The organism is Endozoicomonas sp. ALB032, assembly GCF_049310125.1.
Taxonomy (GTDB): domain Bacteria; phylum Pseudomonadota; class Gammaproteobacteria; order Pseudomonadales; family Endozoicomonadaceae; genus Endozoicomonas_A.
The window spans coordinates 518376-537446 of the sequence record NZ_JBLYNW010000001.1; the positions used below are offsets into that span (position 1 = coordinate 518376).

General features: G+C 50.2%; 17 protein-coding genes. 15 read left to right on the forward strand and 2 right to left on the reverse strand.

Going from position 1 to position 19071, the window contains the following annotated elements:
• Positions 1-50 precede the first annotated feature (50 nt).
• The 6 genes from ACO6VG_RS01810 to ACO6VG_RS01835 all read left to right on the forward strand — a co-directional run bounded on the left by ACO6VG_RS01810 (position 51) and on the right by ACO6VG_RS01835 (position 6623).
• Positions 51-209 (forward strand): hypothetical protein, encoded by a 159-nt coding sequence (locus tag ACO6VG_RS01810; RefSeq protein ID WP_422472373.1) that lies wholly within the window; start codon positions 51-53, stop codon positions 207-209.
• 207 nt (positions 210-416) lie between these two features.
• Positions 417-1412 carry a restriction endonuclease subunit S gene (locus tag ACO6VG_RS01815; RefSeq protein ID WP_422472375.1) on the forward strand — a complete coding sequence of 332 codons (996 nt, stop codon included), beginning with the start codon at positions 417-419 and terminating at the stop codon, positions 1410-1412.
• Complete coding sequence (locus ACO6VG_RS01820) at positions 1412-1945, forward strand: DUF1016 N-terminal domain-containing protein (RefSeq protein ID WP_422472377.1); 534 nt, start codon at positions 1412-1414, stop codon at positions 1943-1945. Before ACO6VG_RS01815 ends, ACO6VG_RS01820 begins: the two co-directional genes overlap by 1 nt.
• A gap of 12 nt (positions 1946-1957) precedes the next feature.
• Positions 1958-5299: a type I restriction endonuclease subunit R gene (locus ACO6VG_RS01825; protein ID WP_422472379.1), complete on the forward strand. Its 3342-nt coding sequence runs from the start codon at positions 1958-1960 to the stop codon at positions 5297-5299.
• On the forward strand, positions 5299-6075 hold the full coding sequence (locus ACO6VG_RS01830; RefSeq protein WP_422472381.1) for a M48 family metallopeptidase: 777 nt from the start codon (positions 5299-5301) through the stop codon (positions 6073-6075). Before ACO6VG_RS01825 ends, ACO6VG_RS01830 begins: the two co-directional genes overlap by 1 nt.
• A 209-nt stretch (positions 6076-6284) precedes the next feature.
• Positions 6285-6623, forward strand: a complete 339-nt coding sequence (locus ACO6VG_RS01835; RefSeq protein ID WP_422472383.1) for a hypothetical protein — start codon at positions 6285-6287, stop codon at positions 6621-6623.
• 96 nt (positions 6624-6719) lie between these two features.
• On the opposite strand, the gene ACO6VG_RS01840 is transcribed toward ACO6VG_RS01835, so the two are convergent.
• Positions 6720-7013 carry a type II toxin-antitoxin system RelE/ParE family toxin gene (locus tag ACO6VG_RS01840; protein ID WP_422472385.1) on the reverse strand — a complete coding sequence of 98 codons (294 nt, stop codon included), beginning with the start codon at positions 7011-7013 and terminating at the stop codon, positions 6720-6722.
• On the reverse strand, positions 7010-7288 hold the full coding sequence (locus tag ACO6VG_RS01845; RefSeq protein WP_422135355.1) for a CopG family ribbon-helix-helix protein: 279 nt from the start codon (positions 7286-7288) through the stop codon (positions 7010-7012). Before ACO6VG_RS01845 ends, ACO6VG_RS01840 begins: the two co-directional genes overlap by 4 nt.
• 339 nt (positions 7289-7627) lie before the next feature.
• Here ACO6VG_RS01845 and ACO6VG_RS01850 point away from each other — a divergent pair, with 339 nt between their 5' ends.
• From ACO6VG_RS01850 to ACO6VG_RS01890, 9 genes are all read left to right on the forward strand, one after another.
• Positions 7628-15310 carry an AAA family ATPase gene (locus ACO6VG_RS01850; protein ID WP_422472387.1) on the forward strand — a complete coding sequence of 2561 codons (7683 nt, stop codon included), beginning with the start codon at positions 7628-7630 and terminating at the stop codon, positions 15308-15310.
• A 184-nt stretch (positions 15311-15494) separates the two neighbouring features.
• Positions 15495-15785 (forward strand): GIY-YIG nuclease family protein, encoded by a 291-nt coding sequence (locus tag ACO6VG_RS01855; RefSeq protein WP_422409598.1) that lies wholly within the window; start codon positions 15495-15497, stop codon positions 15783-15785.
• 4 nt (positions 15786-15789) lie between these two features.
• On the forward strand, positions 15790-15951 hold the full coding sequence (locus tag ACO6VG_RS01860) for a hypothetical protein (RefSeq protein ID WP_422472389.1): 162 nt from the start codon (positions 15790-15792) through the stop codon (positions 15949-15951).
• 30 nt (positions 15952-15981) lie between these two features.
• On the forward strand, positions 15982-16242 hold the full coding sequence (locus ACO6VG_RS01865; protein WP_422472391.1) for a hypothetical protein: 261 nt from the start codon (positions 15982-15984) through the stop codon (positions 16240-16242).
• A gap of 30 nt (positions 16243-16272) precedes the next feature.
• Positions 16273-16968: a hypothetical protein gene (locus ACO6VG_RS01870; protein ID WP_422472393.1), complete on the forward strand. Its 696-nt coding sequence runs from the start codon at positions 16273-16275 to the stop codon at positions 16966-16968.
• A gap of 30 nt (positions 16969-16998) precedes the next feature.
• The gene (locus ACO6VG_RS01875) at positions 16999-17715 is read left to right on the forward strand and encodes a hypothetical protein (protein ID WP_422472395.1); all 717 of its coding nucleotides are present in this window, start codon (positions 16999-17001) and stop codon (positions 17713-17715) included.
• 30 nt (positions 17716-17745) lie between these two features.
• Positions 17746-17943 (forward strand): hypothetical protein, encoded by a 198-nt coding sequence (locus ACO6VG_RS01880; protein WP_422472397.1) that lies wholly within the window; start codon positions 17746-17748, stop codon positions 17941-17943.
• Between the two features lie 30 nt (positions 17944-17973).
• Positions 17974-18399, forward strand: a complete 426-nt coding sequence (locus ACO6VG_RS01885) for a hypothetical protein (RefSeq protein WP_422472399.1) — start codon at positions 17974-17976, stop codon at positions 18397-18399.
• Positions 18400-18429: 30 nt separating this feature from the next.
• Positions 18430-19041, forward strand: a complete 612-nt coding sequence (locus tag ACO6VG_RS01890; protein ID WP_422472401.1) for a hypothetical protein — start codon at positions 18430-18432, stop codon at positions 19039-19041.
• Positions 19042-19071 lie beyond the last annotated feature (30 nt).

The following is a 19071-nucleotide window of genomic DNA, read 5'->3' on the forward strand; positions in this document are numbered from 1 at the left end:
TATTGAAGAGCTGGAAACTGAGCTATCCGCCGTTCTGGAGGCATCCAACCATGATAAGCAGGATTAGTGCGACAGTGTTGCACCTTTCTTTCCTGCCTGCTTATTTTGTGCAACGCACCGTTGCACAATGGCTTTTTGGTGCAACTGAGCTGGCTGATCTGGAAGCGGAAATGGCTGAGTACCTGAAGGAGTTGGGTTATGGTGCCTAAAGGATGGGTAAATGCAAAAATCTCAGATGTGTTGGAAAGAGTTTCAATACCTGTAACTCCTGAACAGGGCGTATCTTACAGAGAGATTGGAATACGCTCTCACGGAAAAGGTACTTTCCACAAAGAGGCTGTGACATCTGTAGAACTTGGGAATAAGAGAGTTTTCCAAGTTGTAGAGGACGCATTAGTTTTGAATATTGTTTTTGCGTGGGAGCAAGCTGTAGCAAAAACTACTACAAGCGAAGCAGGTTTTATTGCATCTCACCGTTTTCTCAGTTTTTGCCGAAGAAAAATAAGTCAAATATTGATTACCTCTTATATCTACTCAAAACGCCAAAAGGTAAACACCTTCTTGGTCTCGCTTCTCCGGGAGGGGCTGGACGAAACAAAACTCTCGGACAAAAAGAGTTCGAAAAACTAGAGTTTCAGCTCCCTCCACTTCAGGAACAACGCAAAATCGCCACAATCCTTGGTACTTGGGATAAAGCCATTGCAACCACTGAAAAGCTGATCGAGGTCAGCAAACAGCAGAAAAAAGCCCTGATGCAGCAGTTGCTGACTGGAAAAAAACGCTTTTCGGGTTTTGAGGAAGAGTGGGGAATCGAAGCATTAAGTTCCCTGCTCGAAAGAATAATTGATTATCGTGGACAGTCTGTCCCAAAAGCTAACAAAGGCATCCCACTTATTACTGCCAAGAATGTCCGGATGGGTTATCTGGATTTTGCAAGCCAAGAATATATTGATGAGAACTCGTTTGACTCATGGATGAAGAGAGGCACCCCTCAGGCAGGGGATATTCTCTTTACTACTGAAGCACCGTTAGGAATGGCATGCCGCTACCCAGAAACGGGTGTATATGGCGTAGGACAGAGAACGGTGACTTTAAGAGTCAACCAAAAAATTAACTCAGATTTTTTGTTGTATTTTCTTCTATCCGAGAAAGGGCAGCGACTGATTGACCTTTGCTCATCAGGCTCCACGGCAAAGGGCATAAAGTCAAGTGAGCTAAAGAAGGTCAAAATTTTTTTTCCATCTGATCTAAATGAGCAGAAAAAAATTGCGACTGTACTCAGTTCTGCTGATAGTGAGCTAGAACATCTGCAAACAAAATTTGCCAATCTCAAACAAGAGAAAAAATCTCTGATGCAACAATTGCTAACGGGCAAGCGCCGGGTAAAAGTGGAAACACAGGAGGCCGCCTGATGAGCGAAAGCCAGCACGACAAGCTGCTTAACAATATCCGTAAGCTGCTGACCCAAGGTCGCCAGCAGGTGGTGACGGTGGTCAATGCCGCCATGGTGCAGACCTACTGGGAAATTGGTCGCCTGATTGTTGAGGATGAACAGCAGGGCGAAACCCGTGCGGCTTACGGCAAAAAGGTATTAAAAAAGCTCTCCGAAAGCCTCAGCCGGGAGTTTGGCAAGGGGTTTGATCTCACCAATCTGCGAAAAATGAGGGCATTTTACCTCTGTTTTCCAAAACGAGACGCACTGCGTCTCGAATTGTCATGGACCCACTACAGAGCACTGACACGCATCGAAAATGATCAGGCTGACAAGCACCTCATAGAAGACGATTGCAGCAAGCCCTGGGATGAAAAAAACAAGACGATTCGCTGCTATAAGACAACAATCAAAACAACTGAAAAAGATGATTGGAAGGCTCTTCTTGTTCACAAGTTGAAACTGCTAGATGAGTTTGAAGCCAAGATTCGTCCCAAGTGGAGCAAGGCTTAGAGGGTAAAAGTTATGGAGCAACAAGTATCCCAGCAATTGGCAAACTTCAAAGAAGAGCAAAGTGCAAAAATCCCAGCTCTGACTCTTCTCACCATCTTGGGCTACCAGTTTATTCCGCCCAGAGAATGCATAGCTCAGAGAAGCAGCAAATCCACAGTCATTCTACCTCAAGTCTTGCGAGACCGTCTGGTAAAAAAAACCTTCCCCTTTATGGGGAAGGAGCAGCCACTGTCATCAGCCGCTATCGACAAGATTGTTCACGAACTGTCCAACCCTGCCATGAACGAGGGTCTGAAGGCTGCCAATGAAAAGCTCTATAACGCCCTGACTTACGGCATTGGTGTGACCGAATTTGTGGAAGGCAAGAAAGTCAGTCCAACTATTCAGATTATTGACTGGGAGCACCCGGAAAATAACGTTTACCACTTCACTGAAGAACTGGAAGTTGAGCACAGCCAAGGTACAGGTAAGCGAATTCCAGATATTGTCTGTTTCGTAAATGGTTTGCCATGGGTGGTGATTGAAGCGAAACGCCCTGACTCTTCGACCACTGGCAAACCGACGGTTGCAGAAGGGATTTCGCAGAATATTCGTAACCAAAAGGTGGGTGAAATTCCACACCTGTTTGCCTACAGCCAGTTATTACTGTCTATCAATGGCAGCGATGGACTTTATGGCACCTGCGGCACACCGGCAAAATTTTGGGCGAAGTGGAAAGAGGAAGAGATCACTGAGGCAGAGTTTGCTCAATTGAAAAACAAGCCTCTGTCAGAAGTTCAGATTAAAGCCTTGTTTGCCCACAGACCAGAGAAGGTAAAGACTGAATTTCTTTCTCTGACTTCCGGTGGCGACCTGGTAGTAACTGACCAAGACCGTTTATTGATTTCCATGCTGCGCCCAGACCGGCTGTTAGAACTCACCCGGCTGTTTACCCTGTTCGATAAAAAAGCAGGCAAGATTGTTGCCCGTTACCAGCAAGTATTTGGTATTAAAGCACTGGTCAAACGCATTACCTCCTTTGATGACTCTTTACCGGGTGAACGACGGGGAGCACGTAATGGTGGTGTGATCTGGCATACCACAGGCTCTGGTAAGTCCTTCACCATGGTCTTTCTGTCCAAAGCACTGATCTGGTTGCCTGAACTGGCGAAGTGTCGGGTTGTGGTGGTAACAGATCGGGTTGATTTGGAAGATCAGCTTGCCCGTACTTTTGCCTCTGGCGGTGCTCTCTCCGGCAAAGATAAAAAAGATGCCATGGCAACCACTGGCAAGCGGCTGGCCGAACAAATTGGTAAGGGCAATGAGCGAATCATTTTCTCCATCATTGATAAGTTCGGGACAGCAATCAAACTACCGGATTGCTACAACGACAGCCCGGATATCATTGTGCTGGTTGATGAAGGGCACCGGAGCCAGAATGGTGAAAACAATATCCGCATGCAGCAAACCTTACCCAAGGCGGCGTATATTGCCTTCACTGGCACACCTTTGCTGCAAGATGACAAAACTGAAAATAAGTTCGGCAGGATCATCCACTCTTACACCATGCAGCAGGCAGTAGAAGATGGCACTGTAACACCATTGTTGTATGAAGAGCGTATTCCTGAACTTTCTACCAATGATAAAGCCATTGATGCGTGGTTTGATCGAATCACCGAGAAGCTGACCGAAAAGCAGCGTTCAGACCTGAAAAAGAAATTTGCTCAAAAGGGGCAGATTTATCAGACAGAAGGTCGGATTGAGTTGATTGCCCATGATATTTCCGACCACTTCCAAAACTTTAAGCAGCAGGGGTTAAAAGGCCAGCTTGCCTGCGACTCCAAGGCTTCAGCCATTCAATACAAAAGAATGCTGGATGAGACTGGCAAGGTTACTTCTGTTGTTGCCATGTCACCACCGGACACCCGTGAGGGACATGACAGTGTTGATCAGGAAAGTACCGATCTGGTGCAGAACTGGTGGAAAGAAACCGTTGGCAGTCAGGATGAGAAAGCCTATACCAAGAAAATCATTGCAGAGTTTGGTGAGGAAGATGGGCCAGACATTATGATTGTGGTGGATAAGCTTCTCACGGGTTTTGATGAGCCAAAAAACACGGTGCTCTATATCGACAAGCCGCTGAAGCAGCACAACCTGATTCAAGCCATCGCAAGGGTTAACCGCCTTCATAGCAAAAAGCAGTTTGGATATCTGATCGACTACAGGGGCATTCTCAAAGAGCTGGATGCCACCATTGAAAAGTACCAAAATCTGGCGGAACGCACTCAGGGCGGCTTTGATATAGATGACCTGAAAGGTCTCTATAACCGCATGGACACCGAATATAAAAAGCTACCGAGCTTGTATGCTGATCTGTGGGCTATTTTCGATAGCGTCAAGAACAAGCAGGATGGACAGGCTTTACGACAAGCACTGACTCCCAGGATTGACACCGTTGATGGACAGCTTACGGATACCCATCTGAAAAAACGGGATGATTTTTATACGGCACTCACCGCATTTGCCAACTGCATGAAGGTTGCACTGCAATCTGCCACTTACTTTGAAGACAAAAGTTTTGACCTGCTATTTCCCGGGACCTATACCACTACCCGCCAGCATTACAAAGATACGCTGAAGATGATGTCGCAACTGCGTAAGCAAGTGCGGGAGGATGCCGAAGAAACCGTCGATTACGATGACTACACAGACGATATCCGGGCATTGCTGGATAAGCATATTGGCGGCGTTGAAGTCAGGGAGTCTGAAGGCGTTTATCTGGTTGGCAACATGGGCAAAAGCAACAAGCCTGAGGAAATGTCCGACGACGAAGCCCGGAACCAGAAAGATAAGATTACTGGCCGCATTAGCAAGATGATTGATCAGGATCTGGCTGATGACCCGTATGCACAGGAGTATTTCTCCAAACTGCTTAAGAAAGCCATTCAGCAAACCAAGGCTATGTTCGACGCTCCGGTGAAGCAGTACCTGATCTTTGCTGACTTTGAACAACAAGTGAAAGAGCGTAGAGTTGCAAGCATTCCAGCAGACCGGTTTGAATCTCTGGAGCCCAACATCAGGCAACAGGTTCAGGCGTATTACGGGTTGTTTCTGAAGCACCTGGGTGAACAACTACCTCCTGACGGTCAAGATACACCATCGGAAGCTCAGTGCTTTGAGCATGCATTGAAAATTGATGAAGTGGTCAGGAAGTCTGTTGCCGAGTTCAGCATTAACCCACAGGAAATCGAGAACCAAATTACTATTGGCCTTCTGCCACTGCTGTTTGGTGATATCGGGATTGATAAGGCTCAGGCATTGATTACGGATGTCGTGCAAATCACACGGTCAGGTTTGTCAGGACTTAACAAATAATGGCATCCGTCTGTTCCGATGAACGTTCCAGGGAAGAGTACAGCTTTGTCTATGGAGATGAAGCTGTATCCTATGAGGTTGTCAGAAAGCCTCACCCTGAGGGAAAGAAACGAAAGATCAGTATCCGTGTTCACCCCGACTGCCAGGTGCTAGTCACTGCCCCTGATGATGCGGTGAACTCCGACATTCATGAGGCGGTCCTTAAACGTTCAAAATGGATATGGAATGCCCTGATAGAGTTCAGAAGTCATCAAAAGTTCGTGCAGGACAAACAGTATATCAGTGGCGAAATGACCTTTTACCTCGGCAAACGTTATGTACTGAAAGTAGTGGAAGATAAAGAGTCAACGGCTTCTGTAAAGATGGATCGAGGAAAGCTGCTGGTCACACTGCCACGGTTTGGTAGCAATAAAGGCAAGCTAGTCAAAGGGCTGCTTCAAGACTGGTATAAATACCGGGCGGTGATCATTTTTCAGGAGCGCTTAAACCACTTGCTGCCTCAAGCTACATGGGTCACAGGCATCCCCGGTTTCCGCATTATGAAGATGCAGAAACAATGGGGTAGCTGCTCTGCAAAAGGTTCACTACTACTCAACCCTCATCTGGTGAAAGCCCCAAAGGAATGCATTGATTATGTCGTACTCCATGAGCTGTGCCATATCGCTGAACATAACCACAGTGAGCGCTTCTGGCGTTTACTGAGACAAGTTATGCCGCACTGGAAAGAAGTCAAAAGTCGTTTGGACGGGATGGCTGAATTGTACTTGAACGAATGAACTATTTTTTGCGGTGATTATCGAATAAGCGCAAAATCCCGTACTTTGAGAGGCTGTCAAAAAACTCTGGTTCCCATGTTTTCAGGCCTTTGGGTCCCAGCGCAGGAACCCATACCCATCTCGCGCTGCAGAGTAGGCTTTTCAGGGGAGGTATGCATTCCCACGCAGAAGCGAGGGTGTTGCAAAACTCTCTCCGGCGTGGGAACGCGTTGACTCCCGTCATTGCCGGCTTCATTCTCGTCATTCCCGCGAAGGCGGGAATCCACACTGACTCTCCACCAGAACCATACTGCCCGGTGTCCCCCTGGCCTTGTCATCCCCGAGAAGGCAGAGATCCACCTTTGGCGCTGGATTCCCGCCTTCGCGGGAATGACGGGAATGAAATCGGGAATGACGGGAATGAAATCGGGAATGACGGGAATGAAATCGGGAATGACGAGAATGAAATCGGGAATGACGAGAATGAAGTTGGGAATGACGGGGGTGAAGGCGGGAACCAGAGTTTTGCGACAGCCTCAGAGCGAGGGAACGGGATGGCTGCAAGTTGACACTTTCGGAGTAAATCGTGCGGCGGATGTTTTGAGATCACCTCGTTCCCAAGCTGTAGAGAGTTTTGCGACACCCTCTTTACGGCGGGGAGGATGTCAAGTACAGCCATCATTGTCGGATTGCCACAGTCTGGAAGTATGTACCAATGCCAGTACCCAGACTGTATCAGCCGCTATTTCATAAACAAGCCGATAGTGCTCATGCGGGATCAGTTCACGTGTCCCTGATATTTTCCCCCGATGGCCAGACATCGGATGAGTGCCCAGAATTTCGGCGGCTTCACTGAATCGTTCATCCATATCTATCGCCGCTTGCGAGTTTTTAGCAACCAAGTAATCCCAAATATCCATACGGTCTTGACTGGCTTCAGGTGTCCAAATTACTCTCATGAACGATTTGCTGCGTTTGCGCGAAGCGCTGCAAATTCCGCTTCAACTTCATGATTATCCCGACCATTACCGGCATTCATGGACTTTCTTCCTGCATTTACCTTGGCTTGCAAGTATTCATCATATTCGCGAGCTTTTTTTTGACGTTCAATAAATTCTCTCATTAGCTCCCTGACTACCTGCGATGCAGGCCGGTGAATAGCCTCGCTTTCTGCAATGAAATCAGCTCTGAGCTCAGAATCAATTTTCATGGTGAAAACAGATTGTTTTGACATGGGCAACTCTCACTTTGTTTGATACTAACAAAGTATATATTATGTATTTACCATGAACGCAATTTTTGACGTCTTTTAAAGCAGGTTTAAAACGCCAGCAACACCCTGATGCTCAAACCCCGTGAGCTGACAAAAATTGCCAAGAGTTTTTGCACAGTGTGAATTTGAATTCGCTTTGTGAGTCACTGAATACTTGTTAATTGTTTGGTCATAATGCATTTTTCGAGACCAGTGATTTCCTTTACTGGTTTCGGGTAACCCTCCAAATAGAACTTTTCTCCTGTCTGAAGGTCAAACGATTAAACAAATTCAAGCAGTCCTCCGGGAGAAAGATTGATTATGGATGGTCAGATTGGTAGAGAAATCAACAAACCCGTTCCGGGTAGTGACGTGCCAGCCAAGAGGCCAAGGCTGGATTTGGACTTATCGCCTACGGTTAAAGCTGTTTGCACTGATTTCAGTGACCAACTTAATCTATCGTCATCTCAGATTATGACGCCTGACAAGGCGAGAGCTGTAGCCTCACAAAAGTCCCCTCATGCCTTCGATTTTCGTTTTGTCGCCAATGATAATGAGGTTCGACAGCTTTTGGTTGCCCAAACCTGCGATGCGCATCGCGATGTCACACTTATTTCCCACCCCGATGACCTCTCACAGGCCAGCCTGGTGAACCGGTTGTGCATTTCCGACGATGGTCGCCACACTCTGGGTTCAGGCAAGTTGTTTGAAGGTTCAAAGCCATTCACCCTGGTAATGGATATCCGAAAGCTCACCAGCGATGAACTGCCTAAATTTAACGATCTTCTGGACCCGGATAACCCTTGTTTGTATGACGCAGTCAGCCAGACGAAACGCACTCTGGGCGAGCATGTTTCTCTATTGGTCGTGGCAGGTCCTGAACAGTTGGCATCGGTAGGCCAGCGTGACGACGCACCGGGAGCTGACTTCTGGCGACGAATTAATCGACCAGACAATACCTGGCAATTTGACGCAAAAACCAGCAATGAGCCATCGATGAAAATCGACGCGGTTCCTCCGGTATTGGCTGAACTCCCTTCTGCCGAAAGCGCTATGGACGACGACAATACCCTTCTAATTGACTGTCACTTACACAGCAACTGGCGGCAGTTGCTGCTGGGTGGCCCCGGGGTGGATCAACAGGGACGAATCCGGCACATCCCCGGCAGGCTTGAGTCATTAAGGGCTGGACAACGGGTGATTCTGAAAGGGGCCGACTGGCAGGACCTGGCCTTTGAACAGACGATTCGGCAAATGCTGGCGCAACAATGCTTTGAGAGCAATGGGAAGATCTGTTCATTACCCGACGATGTTCAGTTTTATCAGATGCCGGTAGAGAAGGACGAGCTTCATTCACTGTTCCAAAGTCTGTCCTGCTCTGATCATTCATCAGAAAATCCGATCATCATTAACCAGAGTAACCTCAACGATTGGCTGAGCCCGATTGCCATTACCCCGGCAGGCTATGCCGTGCCTAACACCCGTCTGTTGGAACAGGTTCAGGCGGGTGGGACAGTCACCCTAACCTCTCCCCTCACTGAGGCAGCCTGGTTTCGTTTGCTGGGTTCACTGCGGACAATTCGTAAGACTATTCGTGAGACAAGCGGCCTGGAGCCGCGACTTCAGGTGGCTCATTCGCAACAGCAGCCGGAAGCCCTGGGATTAGCAAAAAACGATGAGGGCCCTTTGTCCGAAAGCCCTCAGCTACAGAAAAAAGTCAGAGATCACAATGCTTTTGAGGCAGTCACATATCGACAACCTGCCCAGGCCAGTCATTGGATCAACCGTCACTGTGGGACAGCTCTGGTCATCCAGATCAATGGACAGACCGGCTTCAGCCAGCTGTTTGATAATATCCATATCACCTCGGAGCAAAAGGCCCATTTTGGACAACGTGAGAGTGGGTTGCAGAAAGCATTAACCGCTGGCAGGCCGGTGGTATTCCTGGGACTCGAAAGTAATCCAACCCTTCAGCAGCTGCTGGAACCTCTGTTTGCAGGACAGCCTCTGCTGGTGAATGGCCAATTACAGGCCTACCCGCAGGCCCATATCACCCTGCTCTGGCCTGAGTCTGCCAAAAGCCCATCGCCAGTCTTTCGTTCGAAGCTTGCCACGGGTAAACCCTGCCCCGAAATCGATCTCTGGGATATCAATGCCGACCAGCATAATATCCCCCGGTCCCAGCTGCCAGAGCAAGCGCTTGATAAGCTTTACGAAGCGTTTGCAACCGTGCCAGACAAACTATCTAACCCTCTGCCTGAAATGACCAAAGGGTTGTTGCATAACCTGATACTGGCCGCCCGACGAGCACAGCAGGTTGACCACTCCCTGCAGCTTTTACCCCGCCACTGGCGCAAGGCTATCAATAGCGTCATCACCCATGGCACCCGGCAGAATCCGTCAGTACGTGATTTTATGAAATGGGCTTGCAGGCAGTTACTGCCGGATGAGGATCAGGCTGCCACAGCAGACCCGGATCAGTTAGCGGCCATCATCAACAGTACCCGGCAGTTGGATAGAGCGTTTGTGACGCGGAACCTGTGGTCACTGACCAGAGCCTTTGACCCGGCTGCATTTAATGAAACATTTTATCTGTCCTATGAAAAACCATTTTTTACGTGGGATAAAAAAGAAGTGTTCAACAGGCTCTGTGCCCTGATCGTGGCCCATGGGCCTGAAGCACAGCGACAGGCAATAGCGTACCAGTTGCAAGTCCCTCCGGAGGCAACAAGGCAATGTCCAGCGTTAGCCATCAGGCCATCAAGACAGATCAAACGTTTACAGGATGCACTGGCTTCTGGCTGGCAGCTAAAGCTTCCATCAGGTCAGACCCGATCCGATGTTATTCAGGCTCTGGCCAGCGATTGTTTCCACATTGCCAGGGGAGAATATGTCACAGAGAATCCCGTCGCAGAACGCATTGAACGCATAGAAAAACGACTGTCTCAATCAATGCAATGGCCGGGTTCCACTGATCAATCCCTGTCAGCAATGGCCCATGATCTTTATCACGGCGAGACAGGTCAGAAGGATCGTGAAAGTCGTCGATTATCCCGACTCCATGACCGTCTTGCAGACTCTCCCGTTATCTTTCTTGAAGGGGAAACCGGCACCGGGAAAAGCTACTTTTCCGCCAAAATGGCAAAGGCTTCAGGACAGGCCTGGGTCATTTCCCTTGGACCTTCTGACAGCGAGCAGACCCTGATGAAACGCTGGCAGTGGCAAGAGCACGCTGACGGCGACCGCTCTATGGTGCAGCAAAACCGGGCATTGATGGAATGGGCCAATACCGAATCCGACAAAGATGAAGGCTATGTTGGAGGAAACTATATAACCCTGGTGCTGGATGAGGCTAACCTGACCAAAGCCGGATTGCTGGCGTCATTGAACGGCTTGTGGGAACCGGAACCCTGCATTTATGTGAATGCTCATCCTGTCAAAGTCAGCGCAAAACACCGGGTAATCCTGACCGGCAACCCGGATCATTACTCCGGACGCCAGCTTGACCAGGCGCTGAAGGAGAAACTGCCCAGAGCTTACTACCCACGTCTGGACCAGGCTTTCCTTCGGGACAGAGTGGTGGAACCGGCGCTGGTCAATCAGTTACAACGGCATCTGACAGGACCTCAAATAAACAAAATTCTACCCGATGCTACCGGGAGTGTGATGGCACTGTGGCAATATTATCAGGAACTGTTGCCCGAGCATGAGTTTACTCCCAGGGATTTAACCGATATCTGCAGTTGGGTTGGCTGGTATCTGGATCGTGCGTTATCCGAAGGAGAGAGTGTTAGCTGTGAGCAAATGAACAGTTTGATCCGGCAAAGTTTCCGGGATCTACTGGGTCCCGAAATCAGCGAGACTCAACAGGATGCCCTTTCGGCACTGGAAATCTGGTTTGCCGCCCGTTACCCACTGGACAACACCCTGCGCGACAAAGTTCATAACCACACCTTGCCAGATATTCAGCGGGACTTCGAAGCATTCACCAAAGAATTCCGACCTGAGTTTGATACCTCCGGATCAGCAGTCATTGAGCTGGTACAAGGGCTGGGACAGGATTTAAGTCGCTGTCAGCAGGCTAATCATCGCGAGATAAAACACGGCGGCCGTCAGGCGACGCTGATTCAGGGCCCGGCCGGGCGGGGTAAGGATGCGACGCTGAATCTGATGATCAACAGTGTCAAACAGCAGGCTGAGAAAAAGGGAGAAACCATGCCAGAGATATTTCTCCTGAATGCCTGTGATTGTTCCTGGGATAAAGTGTGTGAAGCGATCCAGAAAGCAAAAGTCGAAGGCGGCATCGTGGTGATTTCAGAAATGAACCTGATCGACAGCCAGCACCTGGAAGGTGAGTTGAACGATATTCTGGCCGGCGATGCTCATCCGGGCTTCCACCTGTTCGCCACCATCAACCCGCCAGAATACAGCGGACGAAAACCCTTATCACCGGCGCTCAAAGGGCGTTTTCGACATTTGCCGATCCGCCAGTATAACTCGGCAGAATTGCAGAACATTGCCGGGAAAGTGTTGCCAGAGTCCTCAAAAGGGAAATTCGTCGCTAAAAAGCTAACAGAAAAACATTGTCTTTTAAGGGCCTGCCTGCAACGGAAAAACCTGCCGTTACAGCCGACCAGTCGCGATTTACAGAATGTCGCCATGGCTGTTAAGAGAGGAGGCGATTATACCGAAAAAGCCGTTCATCAATGCCTCAATCAGCACTACCGGCTTTATCTGATGGCCGCCAACCTATCACTGGACAAACTGCCCAGGTCAGCAACGCTTGCCATGGGTAAAAATGAGCTTGATTCCGGACTTTGCCAATGGTTCAACGAAAAGGTCCCCAGGATCGATCGCCCGTGGTTGATACGAGGCAGCGATCGCAACAGTATTGATGAAACAAACCATGAAATTTGTATCAACACTGATCTTTCTGTAGAGCAAACCAAAAAGGAAATCATTACGAGGGTGGCTCAGGTCAGGTGGCAGGCATCTGGTCTTTCCCTGAAGCCGAATGAGTCCGACGATATTCTCACCCGGGCACTGTACCGACACTGGCAGCGATGCTGGTTCGACCGTCTGTTTGACCAGACGGGCGTTGACGCTGCCAGCGTATTTCCCCTGACGGCAGAAGAGAAACAAACGCTGAAAATGACAGCTAACCAGCCTTATCTTCAGGCGGCTGATCAGCGGATAAGCGCGTGGAAAGACGATGAAGTTCAATGTTGGCCCGGGTTCTGGCTTCAGATCAGTGCTCTGCTGAATCATTTGACTGACGATTTTAGCAACCAGGCATCAGCTGTTGGCGGTGATAAGGCTCCCGCAGAAGACATGCCACAAGTCCACGAGGTACAGGCTCCGGCATTGGGTCAGAGACCGAACCATGAGCCACAGCCTGCAAATAAAGCGCCTGAAAAATGCAATCCGCAAGCCCTTGTAGCTCAGACTCCGACATTGGACCATATCACTGACTATAAGAACCTGGGTGAGTTACGGCATATCGATTATATAATTTTTCATCAGAATTACCCTTCTATCGAGCTGTATCGATGGTGGGCAGAAGATATTTATGTGTCTCCTGAGGGCGAAGTCGAAGCGATCAGCATCAATGACAGACACATACAGGGGGCCGAAGTCATCATACCTGCCCTCTTACCAGAACATGACCAGCCAGTGACATTAGCCAGCAAACAAACGCTGGGGACCTTTGACTGTACACCGAGGAATGGTCGCTATACCTTGCCCAGCCTGAAGCCTGATGACTATATAGTGGCCCTGCGCATAACACCCGAATTGCCATTTACCCTGGTCAGAGACCGATATACCGGGCTTCATACAGTGTTTGTTCCGGGGGCCAGAGCCAACCAGAGTATTCGATTTGCTTATGTCGTAGAATCCCGAAAACCAGACAAAAAAACTTCTACCGAAGAAGTCCGATCAAACGCATCAAACCGTCTTGACGCCCTCTGTTCCGCAGGTATGAAGGCAGTAATGAAAGGAGTGCTTGAGAACATTAGCCTGCAACCAACCGAAATACAGGAGCCCCTGCTAAGAATAAAAACAGCCAAAGACACGACGGAACGGATTAAGGCAATCAAGGACTATTGCACAGAGTTTTCCGGCGCTGCTGCACCCGGGCACAATCAAAATTTCTTTCACTTCCTCGTAACCCGGCGGCAGGGGAGCTGTCGTCATCGTGTACCTGTTTTTATTGCTTTTTGTCGTTATTTTGGGATTCCATGCCGACAAATGGTTAACAATGTCCACGCCTTTGCAGAGTATTCCACGGATAGCGGCCAAACCTGGACGTCAGCGGATTTGGGCGGGAGGCCTGGCGTAATAACAGAAATTCTGCCTGACTTCCAGCCCATCAAAAGGTTCTCTGGTTCTGGCACTGAGTTAAAGAAGAAAAGCAATCTCCTGCAGGGTCTTATGAAGAGTGCTGATCTGGCACAACAGCAAACCCTGGCCAAAGCCTGTGGCATAAGTCCTGAAGAACTGGACAAAGCTCTTGAGACAGGCTGTGAATTGCCTGCAGCCCATCTAAGCATTGCCAAAATGGTAGTGAACCTTTGGAACAGAAAAGATTTAACCGGTTTTTCCATGGGTGTCTTAATCCTGGAGTCGCTGGAGACAGAAGCATTGAGCTTTGAAGAGAAAGGTCTGGTCGGTCTTGTGTCTGACAGGGATTTAAATACCTACAGAAGACCGATGTCGGAGGCAGTCAAACAAATCTTGTCTGACAGTGATGAAGACCAGGTCACTGAACCACTCAGGATATTGCACTCAAAAATGATTGTTCAGGGCAAAGAAAACCCTATACATTGGTTGTTTTCAATGGTGAAAATTCTGATAAACAGTGACCTGACCAGGCCCCCGGTTATTGACTTTGCCCAAAAGGCTTTGACATCGGGTTGGCTGGATAGTGTGCCGACCTTTTTTAGAAATCATGCAGATTTCCGTGAGCACCATGAGCTATTAGTGCGTCTGCAAGGTATCGATGAAATGAAGGTTGCAGCCGACCAATGCCTGAAAAAGTTCTATAGGGTATTTCTGTCCAGAGAAAAAAATTGCGGGCTATGGCAGCGGGCTTATGAAACCCCCCGGTGGGGAAAAGTCAGGACCTCGCTGGTCTCTCATTGTCATGATGGTTTTTCACGATCTCTGGAAGATCAAATTATCAGCTCATCTGTAAAAAAAGACTGGACGGACGAACCTGAGGGCGTTCCATGTATAGATCGGATGCTGCTGCGCCATCCTGCCTTTGTGAAGTCAATCTCGGGCAAGGCGAATCATCGTCCGGTGATTATCTTGGGGCAGCCTTCCTGGGGCAATTCCTGGGACGATACACTGTTAAATGAAAAGGTCGATGCCCTGTTACAACAACTCGCTGAGAACCGTCCAGACCTGAAGCATTTATTGGAAAGACTCAATCAAGTGCAGGCAACAGAAAAGCAACTCCAAAACACTCTTGCAGCGTTGCTAAGAGATCGCAACAAAGTCCCGGATCGTCTGCGAGATCGAACTCTGGAAGAAGAATATCAGAAAAAAAGGTCTGTTATCCTAAGCAGGTACGAAGCCATTCTGGAAACCCTTAAGCTTTCACTCAGGGAGAATGTTCTTGTGGGAAATTTACGAGACAACTGCAGGAAAGCGATTCAGCAGGCCTTCAGTCATTATCTCTATGGATTGACACACTCGAAAGGCGGTTGCTTAACCTATTGCTGGGCCGATGCTGATGTGGAGGGCTGGCAAAAACACAGCTATGGCGCTCATGCCCCATCCTCACCAGAAGAGCTGCATGCCATGATGCTTGAAATAAAGAGCTCTTCCGAGTTTCAGGAATCTGTTAAGGATAACTACTTGCGTCAGGCACACAACGCCAATAACGCACTGGTACTCAAATCCGATGAGATGAGCACCATCGCCGAAGAGTTTTTGCACAGCGTGAATTTGAATTCGCTTTGTGACGCATTGCGTGAACAGGTAGTAGCCGGATCGTGATGAGTTTTCGAGACCGGTGATTTCTTTTAATGGTTTCGGGTAGCCCTGCAAACTCTGTGAGAGACAATTTCGTAACGAATCTTGATATAAAAGGGAGAGTGGGCACTCGCCAGCAAACTGCAAGCTTATTAACTCAAGCTGAATGGTTCCCGCCTTTGAGAGAATGACGATCGAAGGAGTATCAATGCTTAAGCAGCCTTGCGTTTACATACTTGCCAGCAAGAGAAATGGAACACTGTATATTGGTGTAACCAGTCACCTGATTCAGAGGATATGGCAACACAAAAACAACCTGGCTCCTGGTTTTACAGCAGAATATAGCGTTCACAAGCTGGTTTACTTTGAGCAGCATGAAACGATGGAGTCGGCCATTATCCGCGAAAAACAGCTGAAGAAATGGAATCGCCAGTGGAAGATTGATTTGATTGAAAAAGAAAACCCACAATGGAACAACCTGTGGGATAATATTCAGTGACCGCTTGCAAAATCCCCCCCCGAGTTTTACCTCCACTATTCCCAGCTTCACTCCCGTCATTCCCATCTTCACTCCCGTCATTCCCATCTTCACTCCCGTCATTCCCGCGAAGGCGGGAATCCAAACTGACTCACCACCAGAACCATACTGCCCGGTGACTCCCTGACCTTGTCATGCCGGAGAAGTCGGTGACCCTATGTTGGCGCTGGATTCCCGCCTTCGCGGGAATGACGACCACATACTCTTTCCCGTCTTCACTCCCGTCATTCCCATCTTCACTCCCGTCATTCCCATCTTCACTCCCGTCATTCCCATCTTCACTCCCGTCACTCCCAGCTTCACTCCCGTCATTCCCATCTTCACTCCCGTCATTCCCATCTTCACTCCCGTCATTCCCGCGAAGGCGGGAATCCAAACTGACTCACCACCAGAACCATACTGCCCGGTGACTCCCTGACCTTGTCATGCCGGAGAAGTCGGTGACCCTATGTTGGCGCTGGATTCCCGCCTTCGCGGGAATGACGACCACATACTCTTTCCCGTCTTCACTCCCGTCATTCCCATCTTCACTCCCGTCATTCCCAGCTTCACTCCCGTCATTCCCAGCTTCACTCCCGTCATTCCCATCTTCACTCCCGTCATTCCCGCGAAGGCGGGAATCCAAACTGACTCACCACCAGAACCATACTGCCCGGTGACTCCCTGGCCTTGTCATGCCGGAGAAGTCGGTGACCCTATGTTGGCGCTGGATTCCCGCCTTCGCGGGAATGACGACCACATACTCTTTCCCGTCTTCACTCCCGTCATTCCCATCTTCACTCCCGTCATTCCCAGCTTCACTCCCGTCATTCCCAGCTTCACTCCCGTCATTCCCAGCTTCACTCCCGTCATTCCCGCGAAGGCGGGAATCCAAACTGACTCACCACCAGAACCATACTGCCCGGTGACTCCCTGGCCTTGTCATGCCGGAGAAGTCGGTGACCCTATGTTGGCGCTGGATTCCCGCCTTCGCGGGAATGACGACCACATACTCTTTCCCGTCTTCACTCCCGTCATTCCCAGCTTCACTCCCGTCATTCCCAGCTTCACTCCCGTCATTCCCGTCTTCACTCCCGTCATTCCCGCGAAGGCGGGAATCCAAACTGACTCACCACCAGAACCATACTGCCCGGTGACTCCCTGACCTTGTCATGCCGGAGAAGTCGGTGACCCTATGTTGGCGCTGGATTCCCGCCTTCGCGGGAATGACGACCACATACTCTTTCCCGTCTTCACTCCCGTCATTCCCAGCTTCACTCCCGTCATTCCCAGCTTCACTCCCGTCACTCCCAGCTTCACTCCCGTCATTCCCATCTTCACTCCCGTCATTCCCGCGAAGGCGGGAATCCAAACTGACTCACCACCAGAACCATACTGCCCGGTGACTCCCTGGCCTTGTCATGCCGGAGAAGTCGGTGACCCTATGTTGGCGCTGGATTCCCGCCTTCGCGGGAATGACGACCACATACTCTTTCCCGTCTTCACTCCCGTCATTCCCAGCTTCACTCCCGTCATTCCCAGCTTCACTCCCGTCACTCCCAGCTTCACTCCCGTCATTCCCATCTTCACTCCCGTCATTCCCGCGAAGGCGGGAATCCAAACTGACTCACCACCAGAACCATACTGCCCGGTGACTCCCTGGCCTTGTCATGCCGGAGAAGTCGGTGACCCTATGTTGGCGCTGGATTCCCGCCTTCGCGGGAATGACGACCACATACTCTTTCCCGTCTTCACTCCCGTCACTCCCAGCTTCACTCCCGTCATTCCCAGCTTCACTCCCGTCATTCCCAGCTTCACTCCCGTCATTCCCAGCTTCACTCCCGTCATTCCCGCGAAGGCGGGAATCCAAACTGACTCACCACCAGAACCATACTGCCCGGTGACTCCCTGACCTTGTCATGCCGGAGAAGTCGGTGACCCTATGTTGGCGCTGGATTCCCGCCTTCGCGGGAATGACGACCACATACTCTTTCCCGTCTTCACTCCCGTCATTCCCTTCTTCACTCCCGTCATTCCCAGCTTCACTCCCGTCATTCCCAGCTTCACTCCCGTCATTCCCGCGAAGGCGGGAATCCAAACTGACTCACCACCAGAACCATACTGCCCGGTGACTCCCTGACCTTGTCATGCCGGAGAAGTCGGTGACCCTATGTTGGCGCTGGATTCCCGCCTTCGCGGGAATGACGACCACATACTCTTTCCCGTCTTCACTCCCGTCATTCCCGTCTTCACTCCCGTCATTCCCTTCTTCACTCCCGTCATTCCCAGCTTCACTCCCGTCATTCCCGCGAAGGCGGGAATCCAAACTGACTCACCACCAGAACCATACTGCCCGGTGACTCCCTGGCCTTGTCATGCCGGAGAAGTCGGTGACCCTATGTTGGCGCTGGATTCCCGCCTTCGCGGGAATGACGACCACATACTCTTTCCCGTCTTCACTCCCGTCATTCCCAGCTTCACTCCCGTCATTCCCAGCTTCACTCCCGTCATTCCCGTCTTCACTCCCGTCATTCCCGCGAAGGCGGGAATCCAAACTGACTCACCACCAGAACCATACTGCCCGGTGACTCCCTGACCTTGTCATGCCGGAGAAGTCGGTGACCCTATGTTGGCGCTGGATTCCCGCCTTCGCGGGAATGACGACCACATACTCTTTCCCGTCTTCACTCCCGTCATTCCCAGCTTCACTCCCGTCATTCCCAGCTTCACTCCCGTCACTCCCAGCTTCACTCCCGTCATTCCCATCTTCACTCCCGTCATTCCCGCGAAGGCGGGAATCCAAACTGACTCACCACCAGAACCATACTGCCCGGTGACTCCCTGGCCTTGTCATGCCGGAGAAGTCGGTGACCCTATGTTGGCGCTGGATTCCCGCCTTCGCGGGAATGACGACCACATACTCTTTCCCGTCTTCACTCCCGTCATTCCCAGCTTCACTCCCGTCATTCCCGCGAAGGCGGGAATCCAAACTGACTCACCACCAGAACCATACTGCCCGGTGCCTCCCTGGCCTTGTCATGCCGGAGAAGTCGGTGACCCTATGTTGGCGCTGGATTCCCGCCTTCGCGGGAATGACGACCACATACTCTTTCCCGTCTTCACTCCCGTCATTCCCAGCTTCACTCCCGTAATTCCCAGCTTCACTCCCGTCATTCCCGCGAAGGCGGGAATCCAAACTGACTCACCACCAGAACCATACTGCCCGGTGACTCCCTGACCTTGTCATGCCGGAGAAGTCGGTGACCCT